14 protein-coding genes are annotated in these 16,701 nt (G+C 67.8%); all 14 read right to left on the minus strand.

Annotated elements, in window-relative coordinates; all coding sequences use genetic code 11:
• Positions 1–8: 8 nt before the first annotated feature.
• Positions 9–3,479 (minus strand): DNA-directed RNA polymerase subunit beta, encoded by a 3,471-nt coding sequence (gene rpoB / locus P5P86_RS18860; protein ID WP_280608989.1) that lies wholly within the window; start codon positions 3,477–3,479, stop codon positions 9–11.
• A 250-nt stretch (positions 3,480–3,729) separates the two neighbouring features.
• Positions 3,730–4,602: a J domain-containing protein gene (locus P5P86_RS18865; protein ID WP_280611289.1), complete on the minus strand. Its 873-nt coding sequence runs from the start codon at positions 4,600–4,602 to the stop codon at positions 3,730–3,732.
• Positions 4,603–4,604: 2 nt separating this feature from the next.
• A complete protein-coding gene (locus P5P86_RS18870) occupies positions 4,605–5,393 on the minus strand; it encodes a hypothetical protein (protein ID WP_280608990.1) in 789 nt (262 codons plus the stop codon).
• Positions 5,378–6,616: an MCE family protein gene (locus tag P5P86_RS18875; RefSeq protein ID WP_280608991.1), complete on the minus strand. Its 1,239-nt coding sequence runs from the start codon at positions 6,614–6,616 to the stop codon at positions 5,378–5,380. Before P5P86_RS18875 ends, P5P86_RS18870 begins: the two co-directional genes overlap by 16 nt.
• The gene (locus P5P86_RS18880) at positions 6,613–8,154 is read right to left on the minus strand and encodes an MCE family protein (RefSeq protein WP_280608992.1); all 1,542 of its coding nucleotides are present in this window, start codon (positions 8,152–8,154) and stop codon (positions 6,613–6,615) included. The genes P5P86_RS18875 and P5P86_RS18880 overlap by 4 nt, the downstream gene beginning before the upstream one ends.
• Positions 8,151–9,329, minus strand: a complete 1,179-nt coding sequence (locus tag P5P86_RS18885) for an MCE family protein (RefSeq protein ID WP_280608993.1) — start codon at positions 9,327–9,329, stop codon at positions 8,151–8,153. Before P5P86_RS18885 ends, P5P86_RS18880 begins: the two co-directional genes overlap by 4 nt.
• A 1-nt stretch (position 9,330) precedes the next feature.
• Entirely contained in the window at positions 9,331–10,254 is a 924-nt protein-coding gene (locus P5P86_RS18890) for an MCE family protein (protein WP_348537909.1), read from the minus strand.
• Between the two features lie 38 nt (positions 10,255–10,292).
• On the minus strand, positions 10,293–11,327 hold the full coding sequence (locus P5P86_RS18895) for an MCE family protein (RefSeq protein ID WP_280608995.1): 1,035 nt from the start codon (positions 11,325–11,327) through the stop codon (positions 10,293–10,295).
• Entirely contained in the window at positions 11,324–12,643 is a 1,320-nt protein-coding gene (locus P5P86_RS18900; protein WP_280608996.1) for an MCE family protein, read from the minus strand. The genes P5P86_RS18895 and P5P86_RS18900 overlap by 4 nt, the downstream gene beginning before the upstream one ends.
• Positions 12,643–13,470, minus strand: a complete 828-nt coding sequence (locus P5P86_RS18905) for an MlaE family ABC transporter permease (RefSeq protein WP_280608997.1) — start codon at positions 13,468–13,470, stop codon at positions 12,643–12,645. The genes P5P86_RS18900 and P5P86_RS18905 overlap by 1 nt, the downstream gene beginning before the upstream one ends.
• Positions 13,471–13,475: 5 nt before the next feature.
• The gene (locus P5P86_RS18910; protein WP_280608998.1) at positions 13,476–14,261 is read right to left on the minus strand and encodes an MlaE family ABC transporter permease; all 786 of its coding nucleotides are present in this window, start codon (positions 14,259–14,261) and stop codon (positions 13,476–13,478) included.
• Positions 14,261–15,220: an ABC transporter ATP-binding protein gene (locus P5P86_RS18915; RefSeq protein WP_280608999.1), complete on the minus strand. Its 960-nt coding sequence runs from the start codon at positions 15,218–15,220 to the stop codon at positions 14,261–14,263. Before P5P86_RS18915 ends, P5P86_RS18910 begins: the two co-directional genes overlap by 1 nt.
• Before the next feature lie 202 nt (positions 15,221–15,422).
• Positions 15,423–15,815 carry a 50S ribosomal protein L7/L12 gene (gene rplL, locus P5P86_RS18920; RefSeq protein ID WP_280609000.1) on the minus strand — a complete coding sequence of 131 codons (393 nt, stop codon included), beginning with the start codon at positions 15,813–15,815 and terminating at the stop codon, positions 15,423–15,425.
• Positions 15,816–15,887: 72 nt separating this feature from the next.
• Entirely contained in the window at positions 15,888–16,466 is a 579-nt protein-coding gene (gene rplJ, locus P5P86_RS18925) for a 50S ribosomal protein L10 (RefSeq protein WP_280609001.1), read from the minus strand.
• Positions 16,467–16,701: the final 235 nt, after the last annotated feature.

The following is a 16,701-nucleotide window of genomic DNA, read 5'->3' on the forward strand; positions in this document are numbered from 1 at the left end:
CCTCACGCTCAGACTTCTTCGACCGAGTTGGGCTCGCGCCGGGACAGGTCGATGCCGAGCTCCTCGGCGGCACGGAAGACGTCTTCCTCCGCGTCGCGCAGCTCGATGCTGGACCCGTCCTGGCTGAGCACCTCGACGTTGAGGCACAGCGACTGCATCTCCTTGACGAGAACCTTGAACGACTCCGGGATGCCCGAGTCGGGGATGTTCTCGCCCTTGACGATCGCCTCGTAGACCTTCACCCGGCCGGGGACGTCGTCGGACTTGATCGTGAGCAGCTCCTGCAGGGCGTAGGCGGCGCCGTACGCCTCCATCGCCCAGACCTCCATCTCGCCGAAGCGCTGGCCACCGAACTGCGCCTTACCACCCAGCGGCTGCTGCGTGATCATCGAGTACGGGCCGGTGCTGCGGGCGTGGATCTTGTCGTCCACGAGGTGGTGCAGCTTCAGGATGTACTTGTAGCCCACGGCCACCGGCTCGGGGAACGGCTCGCCGGAGCGACCGTCGAAGAGCCGCGCCTTGCCGTCCTCGCCGACGAGGCGGACGCCGTCGCGGTTCGGCATGGTGGCGCCGAGCAGACCGGTGATCTCGTCCTCGCGGGCACCGTCGAAGACCGGCGTGGCGACCTTCGTGCCCGGCGCGGCCTTGTCGACACCGATCGAGATGAGCCGCTGGGCCCACTCGGTGTCGAGCTTGTCGCCGGTGAGGTTGAGGTCCCAACCCTGCTGGGCGAGCCAGCCGAGGTGGAGCTCGAGGATCTGACCGATGTTCATCCGGCGCGGAACGCCGAGCGGGTTGAGGATCACGTCGACAGGGGTGCCGTCCTCCATGAACGGCATGTCCTCGATCGGCAGGATCTTGGCGATGACGCCCTTGTTGCCGTGTCGGCCGGCGAGCTTGTCACCGACGGAGATCTTGCGCTTCTGGGCGACGTAGACGCGGACCAGCTGGTTGACACCCGGCGGCAGCTCGTCGCCGTCCTCGCGGTCGAAGACGCGGACACCGATGACGGTGCCCTCCTCGCCGTGCGGCACCTTCATGGAGGTGTCGCGGACCTCGCGGGCCTTCTCACCGAAGATGGCGCGCAGCAGGCGCTCCTCGGGGGTCAGCTCGGTCTCGCCCTTCGGGGTGACCTTGCCGACCAGGATGTCACCGGTGGTGACCTCGGCGCCGATGCGGATGATGCCCCGCTCGTCGAGGTCGGCCAGCATCTCCTCGGAGACGTTCGGGATGTCCCGGGTGATCTCCTCCGGACCCAGCTTGGTGTCGCGGGCGTCGACCTCGTGCTCCTCGATGTGGATCGAGGTGAGGTAGTCCTCCTGCACCAGGCGCTGGGAGAGGATGATCGCGTCCTCGTAGTTGTGACCCTGCCAGGGCATGAACGCGACGAGCAGGTTCTGGCCCAGGGCCATCTCGGCGTCGTCGGTGCACGGGCCGTCGGCGATCGGCGTACCGACCTCGAGCCGGTCGCCCTCGCTGACCAGCGGGCGCTGGTTGATGCACGTGCCCTGGTTCGAGCGCTGGAACTTGGCGAGCTTGTACGTCGTGTACGTGCCGTCGTCGTTCATCGACTCGATGAGGTCGGCGGAGACCTCCTTGACCACACCGGCCTTGGTCGCGGTGACCACGTCACCGGCGTCCACGGCAGCGCGGTACTCGATCCCGGTGCCGACCAGCGGCGCCATGCTGCGGACCAGCGGAACCGCCTGGCGCTGCATGTTGGCACCCATCAGGGCCCGGTTGGCGTCGTCGTGCTCGAGGAACGGGATCAGGGCGGTGGCGACCGAGACCATCTGGCGCGGCGAGACGTCCATGTAGTCCACCTCGGCGGCCGGGACCTCGCCGACCTCGCCGTCGCGCTGGCGGACCAGCACGCGCTCGTCGGCGAAGGTGTTGTCGGCGGTCAGGGCAGCGTTGGCCTGCGCGATGACGTAGCGGTCCTCGTCGTCGGCGGTGAGGTAGTCGATCTTGTCGGTGACCTTGCCCTCGACGACCTTGCGGTAGGGCGTCTCGACGAAGCCGAACGGGTTGATCCGGCCGAAGGAGGCCAGCGAGCCGATCAGACCGATGTTCGGACCCTCGGGGGTCTCGATCGGGCACATCCGGCCGTAGTGCGACGGGTGGACGTCACGGACCTCCATGCCGGCACGGTCACGGGACAGACCGCCCGGACCCAGCGCCGAGAGACGGCGCTTGTGGGTCAGGCCCGCGATGGGGTTGGTCTGGTCCATGAACTGCGAGAGCTGCGAGGTGCCGAAGAACTCCTTCAGCGCCGCGACGACCGGGCGGATGTTGATCAGCGACTGCGGCGTGATCGCCTCGACGTCCTGGGTGGTCATCCGCTCGCGGACCACGCGCTCCATCCGGGCCAGGCCGGTGCGGAGCTGGTTCTGGATCAGCTCGCCCACGGTGCGCATGCGGCGGTTGCCGAAGTGGTCGATGTCGTCGGCGGCGATGTCGAGCGCGCCGATCGGCGCCTCGACCTGCTCGCGGCCGTCGTGCAGCGCGACGATGTAGCGGATCGCGGCGACGATGTCGTCAACGGTCAACGTCTGCTGATCGAACGCCTCGGTCAGACCGAGCTTCTTGTTCACCTTGTAGCGACCGACCTTGGCCAGGTCGTAGCGCTTGGGGTTGAAGTAGTAGTTGTTCAGCAGCGTCTGCGCGGCCTCGCGCGTCGGCGGCTCGCCCGGACGGAGCTTGCGGTAGATGTCGAGCAGCGCGGCGTCCTGGTCGGCGATGTTGTCCTTCTCCAAGGTCAGCATCATCGACTCGTACTCGCCGAACTCCTCGCGGATCTGCTCGTTGGTCCAGCCGAGCGCCTTGAGCAGGACGGTGACGTTCTGCTTGCGCTTGCGGTCCAGACGCACGCCGACCAGGTCGCGCTTGTCGATCTCGAACTCGAGCCAAGCGCCGCGGCTCGGGATCAGCTTGGCGGTGAAGATGTCCTTGTCGGACGTCTTGTCGGCGGTGCGCTCGAAGTAGACACCGGGCGAGCGGACCAGCTGCGAGACGACGACACGCTCGGTGCCGTTGATGACGAACGTGCCCTTGTCGGTCATGAGCGGGAAGTCGCCCATGAAGACCGTCTGGCCCTTGATCTCACCGGTGTCGTTGTTGGTGAACTCGGCGGAGACGTAGAGCGGAGCGGAGTAGGTGAAGTCCTTCTCCTTGCACTCGTCGACGGTGTACTTGGGGTCGTAGAAGACCGGGTTGTCGAACGAGAGAGACATCGTCTCGGAGAAGTCCTCGATCGGGGAGATCTCCTCGAAGATCTCCTCCAGCCCCGACTTCTCCGACACATCGTCGCCGGCGGCCTTGCGGGCGGCGATGCGCTCCTTGTGGACGTCGTTGCCGACGAGCCAGTCGAAGCTGTCGGTCTGGAGGGAGAGGAGCTGCGGGAGCTCGAGCGGCTCCTGGATCTTTGCGAACGAGATGCGGCGAGGGTTACCGGAGGCGGTGGTGCTGCGCGCGGCCAAGAGGAATCCTTCTTGCGGGTATCGCTGGCTGAAGTCGCTGCCCACCATCCTTCGACCACCGGGCAGGCAGAAGGGCATATGAGGGCATGCGCAAAGAGCAACGATAGCGCAGAAAGGCGGCCGCCACAATACCCGGACGCGGTCAGGCGGCTGCGTCGCGACGATCATGCGCCTCCGCGGCGCCCAGGTCAAGCAACGCGCGGCAAGTTCCCCGCGATCCGGGACGTCCCGGCCGGTCCGACCTCGCCGGTCAGGGCGCGATCGGCGTCGTCACCAGGTTGTCGATCAGCCAGTCGCCGCCCACCTTCTCCATGGTGGCGGTGACCTGGTCCTGGTAGGGGATGGCGGTGGTCGTCGCCTTGTTGGTCGTCGGCCGGTCGACGAAGAGCAGCACCTGGACCCGGTCGTCGTCGACGCGGATGATGCCGGTGTCCACGACCTTCGTCGTGACCACCGTCTGCACCCCGGGGGCGCTCTTCTTGATCAGGGCGAAGGTCTTGTCGTAGGTCTTCCGGTAGGAGTCGGTCAGGTAGCTCTCGGCCGTCTTCTGATCCGCGTCGAGCTTGCGGTAGTCGTAGGAGAGCACCGGCACGATCGCCTCCTTCGCGGCCGCCTGCGCCGCCACCGCCCGGTCCTCGATCTGCGTCACCTTCGAGCCGCCGGAGAGCTGGGTGTCGGCCTGCACGATGCGGTCGGCGGGGTGACGGGTGGACAGCACCCCGGCGAGCACGGCGGTGGCGAGCGCGACGACGGCGACCACGGCGAGCACCCACCCCGGCACGAGGAACGGCGCCGAGCGTGCCGAGCCTGTCGAGGTGCCGTCGCTCGTCTCCTCGTCCACCGGACCGGGCGTGGACTCGTCCGCCGGCTCGGTTGGCTCGACACGCTCGGCAGCAGGCTCCTCGGTCCGCTCGACGGCAGGCTCGGGCGTGAGGCCGAGCTGCTCGTCGTACGCCGAGCGCCGGGCGGGATCGAGCAGCACCGCGGCTGCCTCGTTCAGGGTGGCGAAGCGGCGCTCGGTCGGATCCAGGTCGGCGATCGCGTTGCGCCACGCCGTACGGATCTGCGCGGCGTCGGCACTCGGCTCGACGCCGAGCAGGTCGTACCAGGTCGGGCTGGGCATGCTCACGGCGTGCCTCCCGTCGTCCCACCGGTGCTGCCCGAGCTACCCGAGCTGCCCGAGCTGCCCGTGTCGGAGGCCTCAGCCGGCGTGAACGCGTCCACCAGCCACTTCCCCCCGGTCTTCACCATGCTCACCTCGAAGCGGTACGGCTCGGGCGTGCCGGTCACGTAGGTCGTCGAGCCCTTCTTCTTCGGGTAGGAGTTGGTGAAGGAACCGGCGACGAGCACCGTCGCGGTGTCGGAGTCGATCGTCGCCACTCCGGTCGAGTAGACCTCGGTGGTCCGCTTGACGCCGGTCTGGGAGACGCTCGCCTCCGCGAACGGCACGCCGTTGTTCTCGAAGTCGGTGCGGAACTTTGCGGTGACCACTGCCTCGACGAGCTGGCGGTACTTCGGCATCTGGCCGGTCTTCGCATCCAGCAGGTCCGGCCCGTAGGCGTTGACGCGCAGCGCGAACTGACGCGCCTGGGACATGGCGTCGTCGCGTTCGGACTGGAGGCTGTCGCTGCCCGAGAAGGCGCTGGTGACCCTGCCCCAGCCGGAGCCGGTGCCGTCGCCGACCACGCGGGCGCCCAGGTAGCCGAGTGAGCCGAGGATGACCACGATCAGCAGTCCCAGCACGCCCCACCTGACCGCCGCCGAGGCGCGGGGCGCGCCGGTGCCGCGGCCGGCGGACCCGGGTCCGTCGCTCTCGTCGAGGGGGCGCGCGCCGGTGGCCTCGCGACCCGTCGGGGTGTCCGGGTCCTCGGCGCCGTCGCGCTCGTCGCTGTCAGGGGCTACTGGTAGAGCCACTTCCAGGTGTCCTTCCCAGGCGCGGGGGTCTCAGCGGCGGTCGGGTCGCCCCAGGCGAGCTTGCCGGTCTTCTCGTCGTACGACGCGACGACCGGCGCCCGGTAGGCGGCCGCTGCCCGCTGATGGTAGTTCTGCACTCCACGCGCGTTGCTCTTGGTGATCGGTTCGGTGCACTGGGCCGCGGTGTTCATGTCCCGCGGCGTGGTGTCCTGCGGCGCCCGCTGCTTCGTCGACTGGTAGCCGTCGTGGCAGACCGCCTGGGTGGTGAGGATCAGGCCGAATCGGGCGTCGTACTGACCGGCGTCGTTCTTCGCCAGGACGCTGAAGCCGCCCTCGGTGACGTAGGGATAGACCACCAGCACGTACCGCACACCGGGCAGGTTGGACTGGACGATCCGCCCGGTGGTGAGCGCCTCGGAGATGACCTGCCCGAGGTCCACGCCACTGCGGTCGAGGAAGTCGCGCAGCTCGCTGGCGCCGGCGGAGCCGTTGGCCAGCAGCTTGACCAGATCCTGGTTGGACGCTGCCAGGGTGTCGCTGACCAGCGACAGGTTCTTCGCGAACGACCGGATCGAGCTCTCGGTGTCGGTCTGCGTCTTCAGCACGGTGTTGCCGTCCTTGAGCAGCGCCGTGGTGACGTCGAAGTTCTTGTCGGCGGTGTCGATGAACGCCGTCCCGCTGTCCAGGATCGTCTGCAGCTCCTGCCCGGTGCCGGCGAACGCGGTGCCGAGCTCGGTGAGCGTGGTCTGCAGGGCCTTCTGGTCCACCGAGTCGACCGTGGTGGTGACGTCCCCGAGCAGCTTGTCGGTCGGGATCGGGATGCTGGTGTCGCGCTGGGCGATCGTGGAGCCGTTCTTCAGGTACGGCGCCGTCTTGGTCTGGGGTTGCAGCTCGACGTACTGCTCCCCCACGGCCGAGCGGTTGCCGACCACCGCGAGGGTGTCGGCCGGGATGTTCTTCTGCGACTTGTCGATGTCGAGGTAGACGTCGACGCCCGCGCTGGTCAGCTTCAGCTTGCCGACCTGGCCGATCTTCACGCCGCGGTAGGAGACCTCACCGCCCTGGTAGATGCCGCCGGAGTCCGGGAAGTGGGCGACGACGGTGTAGGTGGTCGCGTGCACGAGCCGGTCCAGGTGCGCGTAGCGCGCGCCGGTGAAGCTCACCCCGAGCAGGGTGATCAGTGCGAAGACCGCCAGTTGGATCTGGGTACGCCGGGTGATCACTTGGCTCCTCCCTTCGTACCGGTCGAGGTGTCGAGCCCCGGAACCAGCAGACTCACCAGGTCCGGATCGTAGAGCGCCGCAAGCTCGCCGTACGTCGGGCCCTTCGGGCCGGTCTGGAGCTGGAGCGAGGCGCGCTCGGCACCCTGGGCGGCCGGGTCGGCCGCCGAGCCCGCCTGCTGGCGCAGGCCCAACGTCCCCAGGCCGAGCAGGCCGCTGGAGCCCGAGCTCGGCTGGGTGGCGGAACCGGAGCCGCTGCTGCCCTGGCCGAGGATGCCGCCCAGGAGGCCGGCCAGCTGGCTGGGCAGGATGGTGGAGAGGTTCGGCAGCCCCGGGATCATGTTGAGCACCTTGCACACGGCGGTGCCGGAGTTCGCTGTCTTGAGACACTCGCTCTTGAGCTGGGTGAGCGCCTTGACCGAGGCGAGCACGTTGATGCAGGCCTGGCTGGTCAGGCTCCCCGAGGTCAGGCACTTGACCACCTCGCCGACCACGTGACCCGGTGCGATGTCGCTGGGCACCAGGTTGTTCAGGCCGCCGGAGAGGATGTCGGAGAAGTCCAGGTTGAGCGTGATGTTCAGGTTGACGAAGTCACCCATGTGCAGGTTGCGGGCCGCCTGAGGCGTCCCGCCGACAGCGGCGTCGACGAAGGGGTAGGTCAGCAGCGTGTTGAACGCGTTGACGAAGTGGTCGCCCGACTTGGCCAGCGATGTCAGCACCGGCTGCAGGTTGCGGACGATGTCGATCGTGCCCTGCTTGGAGGCGTTGATCACCCGGACGCCTGTGTCGCCGAGCTTGCTCAGCGCCTGGAGCATCGTGACCAGGTCCTGACGCTGTGAGTCGAGGCTGCTCAAGGCACCGGGCAGCTCCTGCAGCGTGGAGTCGATGGTCTTCTCCTGCGCCTTCGCGCTGGCCGAGAGCTTGGCGACCGCGTCCAGCGCGTCGGTGATGGCCTGCTTGTGCTCGTCCAGGTTCTTGGCGAAGACATCGACCTGGGTCAGCACGGAGCGGGCGGCGTCCTCATGCCCGGACAGCGCCTTGTTGAGCTCGGTGGAGATCGTGTGCAACTGCGCCACGCCGCCGCCGTTGAGGATCAGGCTGAGCGCGCCGAGGACCTGCTCCACCTCCGGGTTGTCGCCGGAGCGGGCGAGCGGGATGGTGTCACCGCTCTTCATCAGGGTGCCGCTGGGCTCGGAGGGCGACTGCAGGGCGACGAACTTCTCCCCCAGCAGGCTGGTCTGCTGGATCTCCGCGGTGGCGTTGTCCGGCAGCTTGGTGTCCTTGCGGACCTTCAGCGTGACGTCCGCGATGCCCCGGGTCAGCTGGATCTTCTCCACCTTGCCCACGGTGACGTCGTTGAGCTTGACCGTGGAGTCGGGCACCAGGTCGAGCACGTCGCGGAACTGCACGTGCAGCGTCATCGGATCCTTGCCGGTGGAGGCACCGCCGGGCAGGGGAAGGTCGTAGACCGAGAAGCTGCAGCCCGACAGCGCGACGCAGCCGACGAGGAGGACGACCAGGGTCTTGAGGAGTCGGCTCATCGGGAACCCCCCGCCGCGGTCACGAGGCCGCCCAGGGTCGGGTCCGACTTCACGCCGTACGACGAGCCGGTGCCTGCTCCGCTCAGCCCGTTCCCGAGGGCGGCGCTGCGCGGCAGGATCTTGTCGACAAGGCTGCACAGGCTCTTGCCGCTGGGGAGCTGGTCGGTGAGGGTGCACAGCACCTGCGCCGGGTTGGTGGTCAGCTGGTGGGCGAGCTCGCCGAGGTTGGCGTTGGTGTCGAGGGTGCCGACGTCGGGGTTGTAGGCGAGGTAGAGGTTCGACAGCGCGACCGGCGCCGCCTTGAGGATCTCGTTGAGGTTGTCGCGGTTCTTCACCACGGTCCCGAGGACCTGGTTGAGACCCTTGAGGTTGCTGCCCAGCGCATCCTTGTTCGTCTTGACGAAGTCGGCGACCTTGCCCAGCGCCACCTGGAGGTTGTGCAGCGACGCGGCCAGGTCCGTGCGCTCGTCGGCCAGCGTCGAGGACACGCCGGACAGGGCGGTGTTGAAGTCACGCACGGTGCCGTCGTTCTGCGCCAGCTTGTTGACGAACGTCTCCAGCTGGCTCGCGGAGCCGAACAGCGCGTCCTTGTTGTCGTCGAGGGTCTTGGTCAGCTGGGAGAGGTCCCCGATGGTCTGGTGCACCTGCTCGCCCTGTCCACCGAAGTTGGCGGCGGTCTGCTGCAGCAGGTCGGTCAGGGCGCCCTCCTTGTTGGCACCGTTGGGGCCCAGCGCGGTGACCAGCTGGTCGAGACTGCCGTAGATCTGGTCGAGCTCCAGCGGTACGGCGGTGCGGTCGGTCTGGAGCACCGCGCCGTCCTTGAGCGTCGGCCCGGAGGTGTAGACCGGCGTGAGCTGGACGTAGCGGTCGCCGACGACCGACGGCGCGACGATGACCGCCTGGGCGTCCTGCGGCACCTTGACGTCCTTGTCGTAGTGCATCGTCACGATCACGTCGGTCCCGTCGGGGGTCACCTTGTCGACCTTGCCCACCGGCACTCCGAGCACGCGCACGTCGCTGCCCGTGTAGATGGAGATGGTCCGCGGGAAGTGAGCGGTCAGGGTGCGGTCGCCGCTGCCGCGGGAGAGCAGCGTGATGCCCGTCGCCAGCACGAGCAGCGCGATGACGAGCGGCACCGCCCAGCGGCGCATGGTGGCATTCATCCCGGCAGCCATGTCAGCCTCCCAACGACGGGACGGGGGGCAGGTTCTGGATGTAGCTGTCGAACCACGGACCGTTGCCGAGCACCTGCGAGAAGTCCCGGTAGAACGGCGCCATCAGCCGCAGCGTGGAGTCGAGGTTGTCGTCGTTCTTGGTGAAGACGTCGATCACCGTCTGCAGGCTGGCGAGCGTCGGCTTGAGGTCGGCGCTGCTCTGGTCGATCAGCTTCGACAGCTGCTGGGACAGCGTCGTGGTGGAGGTCAGCAGCGTGTGGATGGCCTGCTTCTTGGCCTCCAGGGCGGTGAACAGCGAGGCGGAGTCCTTCATCAGGTCGACGATGTCCTGGTCGCGCTGGTCCAGCACGCCGGTGACCTTGTCGAGGTTCTGCAGCAGGGTGTTGATCCGCTCGTCCTTGGCGGCGATGTTCTTCGACAGCGCGGCCACCCCGGTCAACGCGGCCTGGAACGACTTGGGCGTCGTCCGGGTCAGGTCCGAGAGGGTGGTCAGCGCCGAGGCGAGCTGGTCGGTGTCGATCTTGCCCGCCGTGTCGGCCAGGCCGGAGAACGCCTTGACGACGTCGTACGGCGAGGTCGTCCGGGCGACAGGGATCTCGGCACCCTTGGCCAGCTGGCCCGACCCCGCGGGCTGCAGGTCCAGGAACATCTGGCCCAGCAGCGTCTGCACCTTGATCGCTGCACCGGTCCGGGTGCCGAAGGCCGAGTCGGTCTTGACCTTGAAGTCGACCTTCACGTGGCCGTCGGCGAGCCCGACCTTGGAGACCTTGCCGACCCGGACACCGGCGATGCGCACGGCGTCGCCGGCCTTGAGTCCGCCGGCCTCGGAGAAGTCGGCCGAGTAGGTGGTGCCGCCACCGATCAGCGGCAGGCTGTCGGCCTTGAAGGCGGCCAGAACGATCAGGGCCAGCACGGCGATGCTCACGGCACCGACCCTGACGGGGTTGCGCTCGCGGAAGGGGATCATCCTAGGTTGCACCTCGCTGCCGTGACGTTGAGGCCGACCGGGATCTTCACCTTGCCGGGCAGCGTGACGCTGCCGTTGAGGCCGCAGAGGAAGAAGTTGAACCACGAGCCGTAGGTGGCGGTGGCGCCGATCTTGTTGAGCTTCTGCGGCTCGATCTGCAGGTCGGCGTCGAGGCCCTGTCGCTGGCTGGCGAGCTGGCCGGCGAAGGTGCGCAACTGCTTGATGTCCTCCACGAACGGGGAGCGGATCCCCGAGACCAGGTCGGAGGTCTGCTCGGAGAGTGCGGAGATGTGGTCCAGCGAGTCCAGGATCGGCTGCTTGTCCTGGTCCAGGCCGTGCACGAAGGTCTTGTAGGTCTCGATCAGCTGCGACAGCTGCGTGTCGCGGCTGCCGACGTGCACGAGGACGTCGTTGAGGTTGTCGATCAGCGAGTCGATCACCTGGTCCCGGTCCGCGAGCGTCTGGGTGAGCGACGCGGTGTGCGCCAGCAGGTCGTCCAGGGTGCCGCCCTCACCCTGGAACACCTGCACGATCTCGTAGGAGAGCGCGTTGATGTCGTTGGGCGAGAGCGCTTCGAAGAGCGGCTTGAAGCCGTTGAACAGCACCGTCAGGTCCAAGGCCGGCGTGGTCTGCGAGGTAGGGATGGTGGCGCCGGGCCTGAGCAGGCCCCCGTCGCCGATCTCGTCGCTGAGCGCCAGGTAGCGCTGCCCGACCAGGTTGCGGTACTTGATCGTGGCATGGGTCGCCTTGTCCAGCGAGGTCCCGTCGGCCACCGTGAACGAGATCAACGCGTGGGTGCGGTGCACGATCTGCACGTTCTTCACGGTGCCGACCCGGACGCCGGCGATCCGGACGTCGTCGCCCTTGTTGACCCCGGTGGCGTCGGAGAACTCGGCCTTGTACTGCTTCGAGCCGCCGAAGGAGACGTTGCCGATGATCAGCACCAGCAGGCCGGTGCACAGGGTGGTGACGGCCACGAAGACCAACAGCTTGACCAGGTCACCGGTGGTGCGCTTGTCGAAGAGCTTCACTGCAGGCTCACCGTCGCTCCCCTGGCCATCGGTCCGACGAGCAGACCGCCCAGGTCCGGTACGTCGGCGGCCGTCGTGCCCAGCGCGGGCGCGATCAGCGAGTCGAGGACCTTGGTCTCGGCGGGGCTTCCGGCGTACCCGAGGGCGCTGCCACCGGTCGACGCCGTCGAGGCGCTGCTGCCGAACCCGACCGCGGAGCGGTCGGTGCCCTTGCCGGTCGGGGTGTTCACGCCGTCGGCGAGGTTCGGGACGAGCTTGAGCGGCTTGCTGGGGCTCCACGGCGGGCTCGGCAGGTGGCCGCAGGCCGGGCCGCGGTCCTCGTTGAACGTCGGCGCGTCCTTCGCCGTGTAACCGCGCGGCTGGCGCGGCAGCGTGATCAGGTCGATGTGCAGTGTGTAGTTGCGGAACGCGCTGGAGACGCGCTTGCTGAGGTTGTCCATCCCGCCGAGCAGGCAGGGGAACTCCGGCGCGTAGCGCGCGAGGGTCCCCACGACCGGCTCGCTGACCTTGCCGAGCTGGATCAGGTTGTCGCCGTTGGCCGCCAGGAACGCGTTGGCGGTGTTGGAGAAGGAGGTCACGTTGGTGAGCAGCTCGTGCACCTGGGTGGAGCGGTTCTCCAGCGTCGTCGTGGTGGTGATGGTGTTGCGCAGGATGTCGGCGACCTGCGGCAGGACGTCGTTGTAGGTGCCGGCGACCTGCGCTGTCTGCTCGAGGTCGGTGATCAGCAGCGGCAGCTGCGGGTTGATCTTCTTCAGGTAGCCGTCGAGCGTGGTCAGGGTCTCGCCGAGCTGCTCACCGCGGCCGTCGAGTGCGGTCGCCAGCGCGTTGAGGGTGGTGTTGAGCTGGGCCGGCTGGATCGTCTGCAGCAGCGGGTAGACGTCGCTGAGCACCTTCTCCACCTCGGTCGCGACGGCGGTGCGGGTGATCACCGCGCCGCTGCGCAGGTGCTGGTTGGCGGCCTGGGTCGGCACGTCGAGGGCGACGTACTTCTCCCCGAAGAGCGTCTTGGGCAGGATCGCGCCGGTGACGTTGGCCGGGATGGTGTCGATGTCCTTCGGGTTGATCCCCAGCGTCACCTCCGCGCCCGCGGCCGTGGCCTTGAAGTCGAGCACCTGACCGACCAGCACGCCGCGGATCTTCACGTCGGCTCGCTGCGGCAGCTCCAGGCCGATGGTGTCGGTCTGCAGGGTGACCTTGTCGAAGTGGGTGAACTTCTGGGTGAAGACGGCGTAGACCAGGTACAGGGCGACCAGGATCAGCGCCAGGAACGCGATCCCGAGGGCCCGGTACTTCTGCCGGCCGAGCACACTCGCCATCAGCCCGCCAGCCTGACCGATGTGGAGGCGCCCCAGATCGCCATCGACAGGAACAGGTCGATGACGCTGACGGCGACGATGCTGGTGCGCACGGCCTTGCCGACGGCGGTGCCCACGCCCGCCGGGCCGCCCGAGGCGTTGTAGCCGTAGTAGCAGTGGATCAGGATCACCACGATCGCGAAGATCAGCACCTTGCCGAAGGACCACAGCACGTCGGCGGGAGGCAGGAACTCGTTGAAGTAGTGGTCGTAGGTGCCGGTGGACTGGCCGTAGGAGAGGGTCACCGTCAAGCGCGTCGCGAAGTAGGAGGACAGCAGGCCGAGCACATAGAGCGGCACGATCGCGATCAGGCCGCCGACGATCCGGGTCGTGACGAGGTAGGGCAGGGACGGGATCGCCATCACCTCGAGCGCGTCGACCTCCTCCGAGATCCGCATCGCGCCGAGCTGGGCGGTGAAACCGCAGCCGACCGTCGCCGCCAGCGCGATGCCGGCGACCAGCGGGGCGATCTCGCGGGTGTTGAAGTAGGCCGAGACGAAGCCGGAGAAGGCGGCGGTCCCGAGCTGGTTGAGCGCGGCGTACCCCTGCAGGCCGACCTCGGTGCCGGTGAAGAACGTCATCGCGGTGATCACGCCCACCGTGCCGCCGATGACGGCGAGCGAGCCCGAGCCGAGGGTGACCTCGGCGAGGATCCGCAGGATCTCCTTGAAGTAACGCCGCACCGCGCGCGGCGTCCACGCCAGCGCGCGCAGGTAGAAGGACAGCTGCTGGCCCAGCTGGTCCAGGGTCTTGAGGGGCCCCTCGTAGACGGCCTTGATGCCTGGCATCGCCCTCAGCCTGTCTTCGCCGGGATGAGCTGGAAGTAGATCGCCGTCATCACGAAGTTGACGATGAACAGCAGCAGGAAGGTGATGACCACCGACTCGTTGACCGCGTCGCCGACGCCCTTGGGACCGCCGCCGGCGTTCATGCCCTTGTAGGAGGCGACGATGGCGGCGATGAGGCCGAAGATCAGCGCCTTCAGCAGGCCCTGCCACACGTCCGACATCTGCGCGAGGGCGGTGAAGCTGGCCAGGTAGGCACCGGGCGTGCCGTGCTGCAGGATCACGTTGAACACGTAGCCGCCGATGACGCCCACGACGCTGACCAGGCCGTTGAGGAAGACCGAGACGAGCATGCAGGCGAGCACGCGCGGTACGACGAGGCGCTGGATCGGGTCGATGCCCAGCACCATCATGGCGTCGAGCTCCTCGCGGATCTTGCGCGCGCCGAGGTCGGCTGCGATCGCGGAGCCACCGGCTCCGGCGACGAGCAGCGCGGTGGCGATCGGACCTGCCTCGCGGACGACGGCCAGCACCGATGCGGAGCCGGTGAACGACTGCGCACCGAACTGGGTGATCAGACCCCCGACCTGGAGGGCGATCACGGCGCCGAAGGGGATGGCGACGAGCGCGGTCGGGACGATCGTCACCGACGCGATGAACCAGGCCTGCTGGATGAACTCGCGCAGTTGGAAGGGCCGCCGGAACAGACCTCGGGAGACGTCCAGCCCGAAGGCGAACAGCTTTCCCGCGGTACCGACCGGCGCCAACACCTTGGCGGCGGTTACCGACGACATCAGGCGCTGGCACCCCCGGCCAGGACCGAGTCAGCCAGGAACGAGCCCGGAGGCGGCGTCACGCCGTTGGCGCGGCACCACTCCCCCGGCGGGCGCTGGCTGCGTCGCGGGATGCCGTTGGAGGGCTCCAGCTGGAGCGCGATCGGCGGCAGCGGAGGCAGGTCCATGTCCTTCTCCGCGGCGAGCTGGTCGGCGTCCTTCTCCTCGGACATGCCGATGGGGCCGACCCGTTGAGCGTTGAGGAACTGGCGCACCACCGGCTCCTCGGAGGACAGCAGCATCTCGCGCGGCCCGAACATCGCCAGGTGCTTGTGGTAGAGCAGCCCGATGTTGTCCGGCACCGTCCGCGCGGTGTTGATGTCGTGGGTGACGATGAGGAAGGTCGCGTCGATCTGGGCGTTGAGGTCGACGATGAGCTGGTTGAGGAACGCGGTGCGGACCGGGTCCAGACCGGAGTCGGGCTCGTCGAAGAGCACGATCTCCGGGTCGAGGACCAGGGCCCGGGCGAGGCCGGCCCGCTTGCGCATGCCGCCGGAGATCTCCCCGGGGAGCTTCGTCTCGGCGCCGATGAGACCGACCAGGTCCATCTTCTCCATGACGATCCTGCGGATGTCGGCCTCGGACTTCTTGGTGTGCTCACGCAGCGGGAAGGCGACGTTGTCGTAGAGGTTCATCGAGCCGAACATCGCGCCGTCCTGGAAGAGCACCCCGAACAGCTTGCGGATCTCGTAGAGGTCCTTCTCCGAGCACGAGCAGATGTCGACGCCCTCGATCACGACGGACCCACGGTCGGGCTTGAGCAGGCCGATGAGCGTCTTGAGGAGGACCGACTTCCCGGTCCCGGACGGTCCCAGCATGACGCAGATTTCGCCGGCCGGCACGGTGAGCGTGACGTCTCCCCAGATCAACTGCTTGCCGAAGCTCTTGGTCAGACCGTCGATCTTGATGTCGACACCCATGTACGTGCGCCTCCCTCTCCCGGCACGTGATTACCCAGACTCGCGAGTAACAACGCATGGCTGTGAGTGAAGTTACGGCTTGGATGGGACGGACGTCACGTCTTTGCACGCATGTTGGGACGCAGAAATGGAACGAAGGGCGGCCATCCGGTGAGGATGGCCGCCCTTCGCGGGTGACGCGGTGCGGCTCAGGCCGCGGCGATCACTTGAGGGTGACGGTGGCGCCGGCGCCCTCGAGGGACTCCTTGGCCTTGTCAGCCGTCTCCTTGTTGACCTTCTCCAGGACCGGCTTCGGGGCGCCCTCGACGAGGTCCTTGGCCTCCTTCAGACCGAGGTTCGTCAGAGCGCGCACCTCCTTGATGACGTTGATCTTCTTGTCACCAGCGGCCTCGAGGATGACGTCGAACTCGTCCTGGGCGGCGGCCTCGTCGGCACCGCCAGCGGCGCCACCGGCGGCCGGAGCGGCAGCAACGGCGACGGGAGCGGCGGCGGTGACGCCGAAGGTCTCCTCGAACTCCTTGACGAACTCGGACAGCTCGATGAGGGTGAGCTCCTTGAACGCGTCGAGCAGCTCGGCGGTGGAAAGCTTCGCCATGATTGGCATTCCTTTCAATGTGGCGGCCGGCGTGTGCCGGTCACCGGGTTACAGGTGGTGTGTACCGGGGCCTCAGGCCTCGGTGGTCTCCTCGGCGGCGTCGGCCGGGGCCGCACCACCTGCGAGGATCGAGGGGTCGTTCGCTGCCTTCTCCTGAAGGGCGGCAGCCAGCTGCGCGGCCTTCGAGGGGAGGGCGTTGAAGACGTAGAGCGCCTGCGCCAGCGACGCCTGCATGGCGCCCGCAAGCTTGGCAAGCAGGACCTCGCGCGACTCGAGGTCGGCCAGCTTGGCGACCTCCTTCGCGTCGAGCAGCTTGCCCTCGTAGATCCCGCCCTTGATCACAAGAGCGGGGTTCGCCTTGGCAAAGTCACGCAGACCCTTCGCAGCCTCGACGACGTCGCCCTTGATGAAGGCGACGGCGGTGGGGCCGTTCAGGAGGTCGTCGAAACCCTCGATGCCGCTCTGCTTGGCGGCGATCTTGGTCAGCGTGTTCTTGACCACGGCGTAGTTGGCGTTCGCACCGAGGGAGCGACGGAGGTCCTTCAGCTCCTTCACGGTGAGACCGCGGTACTCGGTCAGCACGGCACCGTTCGAGGCGCTGAACTCCTCAGCGATCTCGGCAACGGCGGCCTGCTTGTCTGCCCGCGCCATGGGTCTCCTTCTTCCGTGGATCGAGTCCGACGGCGCCTGGTCCCGTGAAATGACGAACGCCCCGAGCGCAGGCGCTCAGGGCGGACAGGATCTGTCATGCTCTGGTCACCTACGCTGGCCGTCCGCCTCAGTGATCAACACTGTCGCGGCACCTTCGGTCGTTGAGCTGTTGCTCGCTGACAACCGGCGGTCTCTGGTTCGTGGTCAAGTATGGGCGACCCCGACGTCGTACGCC

Origin of the sequence: Nocardioides sp. BP30 (genome assembly GCF_029873215.1) — a bacterium.
Classification (GTDB): domain Bacteria; phylum Actinomycetota; class Actinomycetes; order Propionibacteriales; family Nocardioidaceae; genus Nocardioides.

Excerpts from the sequence above, each read along its gene's own strand:
- P5P86_RS18865 (WP_280611289.1), bottom strand. The coding sequence starts at position 4,602 with ATGCCCAGCCCGACCTGGTACGACCTGCTCGGCGTCGAGCCGAGTGCC.
- P5P86_RS18880 (WP_280608992.1), bottom strand. The coding sequence starts at position 8,154 with ATGAGCCGACTCCTCAAGACCCTGGTCGTCCTCCTCGTCGGCTGCGTC.
- P5P86_RS18885 (WP_280608993.1), bottom strand. The coding sequence starts at position 9,329 with ATGGCTGCCGGGATGAATGCCACCATGCGCCGCTGGGCGGTGCCGCTC.
- P5P86_RS18900 (WP_280608996.1), bottom strand. The coding sequence starts at position 12,643 with ATGGCGAGTGTGCTCGGCCGGCAGAAGTACCGGGCCCTCGGGATCGCG.
- P5P86_RS18905 (WP_280608997.1), bottom strand. The coding sequence starts at position 13,470 with ATGCCAGGCATCAAGGCCGTCTACGAGGGGCCCCTCAAGACCCTGGAC.
- P5P86_RS18910 (WP_280608998.1), bottom strand. The coding sequence starts at position 14,261 with ATGTCGTCGGTAACCGCCGCCAAGGTGTTGGCGCCGGTCGGTACCGCG.
- P5P86_RS18915 (WP_280608999.1), bottom strand. The coding sequence starts at position 15,220 with ATGGGTGTCGACATCAAGATCGACGGTCTGACCAAGAGCTTCGGCAAG.
- rplL (WP_280609000.1), bottom strand. The coding sequence starts at position 15,815 with ATGGCGAAGCTTTCCACCGCCGAGCTGCTCGACGCGTTCAAGGAGCTC.
- rplJ (WP_280609001.1), bottom strand. The coding sequence starts at position 16,466 with ATGGCGCGGGCAGACAAGCAGGCCGCCGTTGCCGAGATCGCTGAGGAG.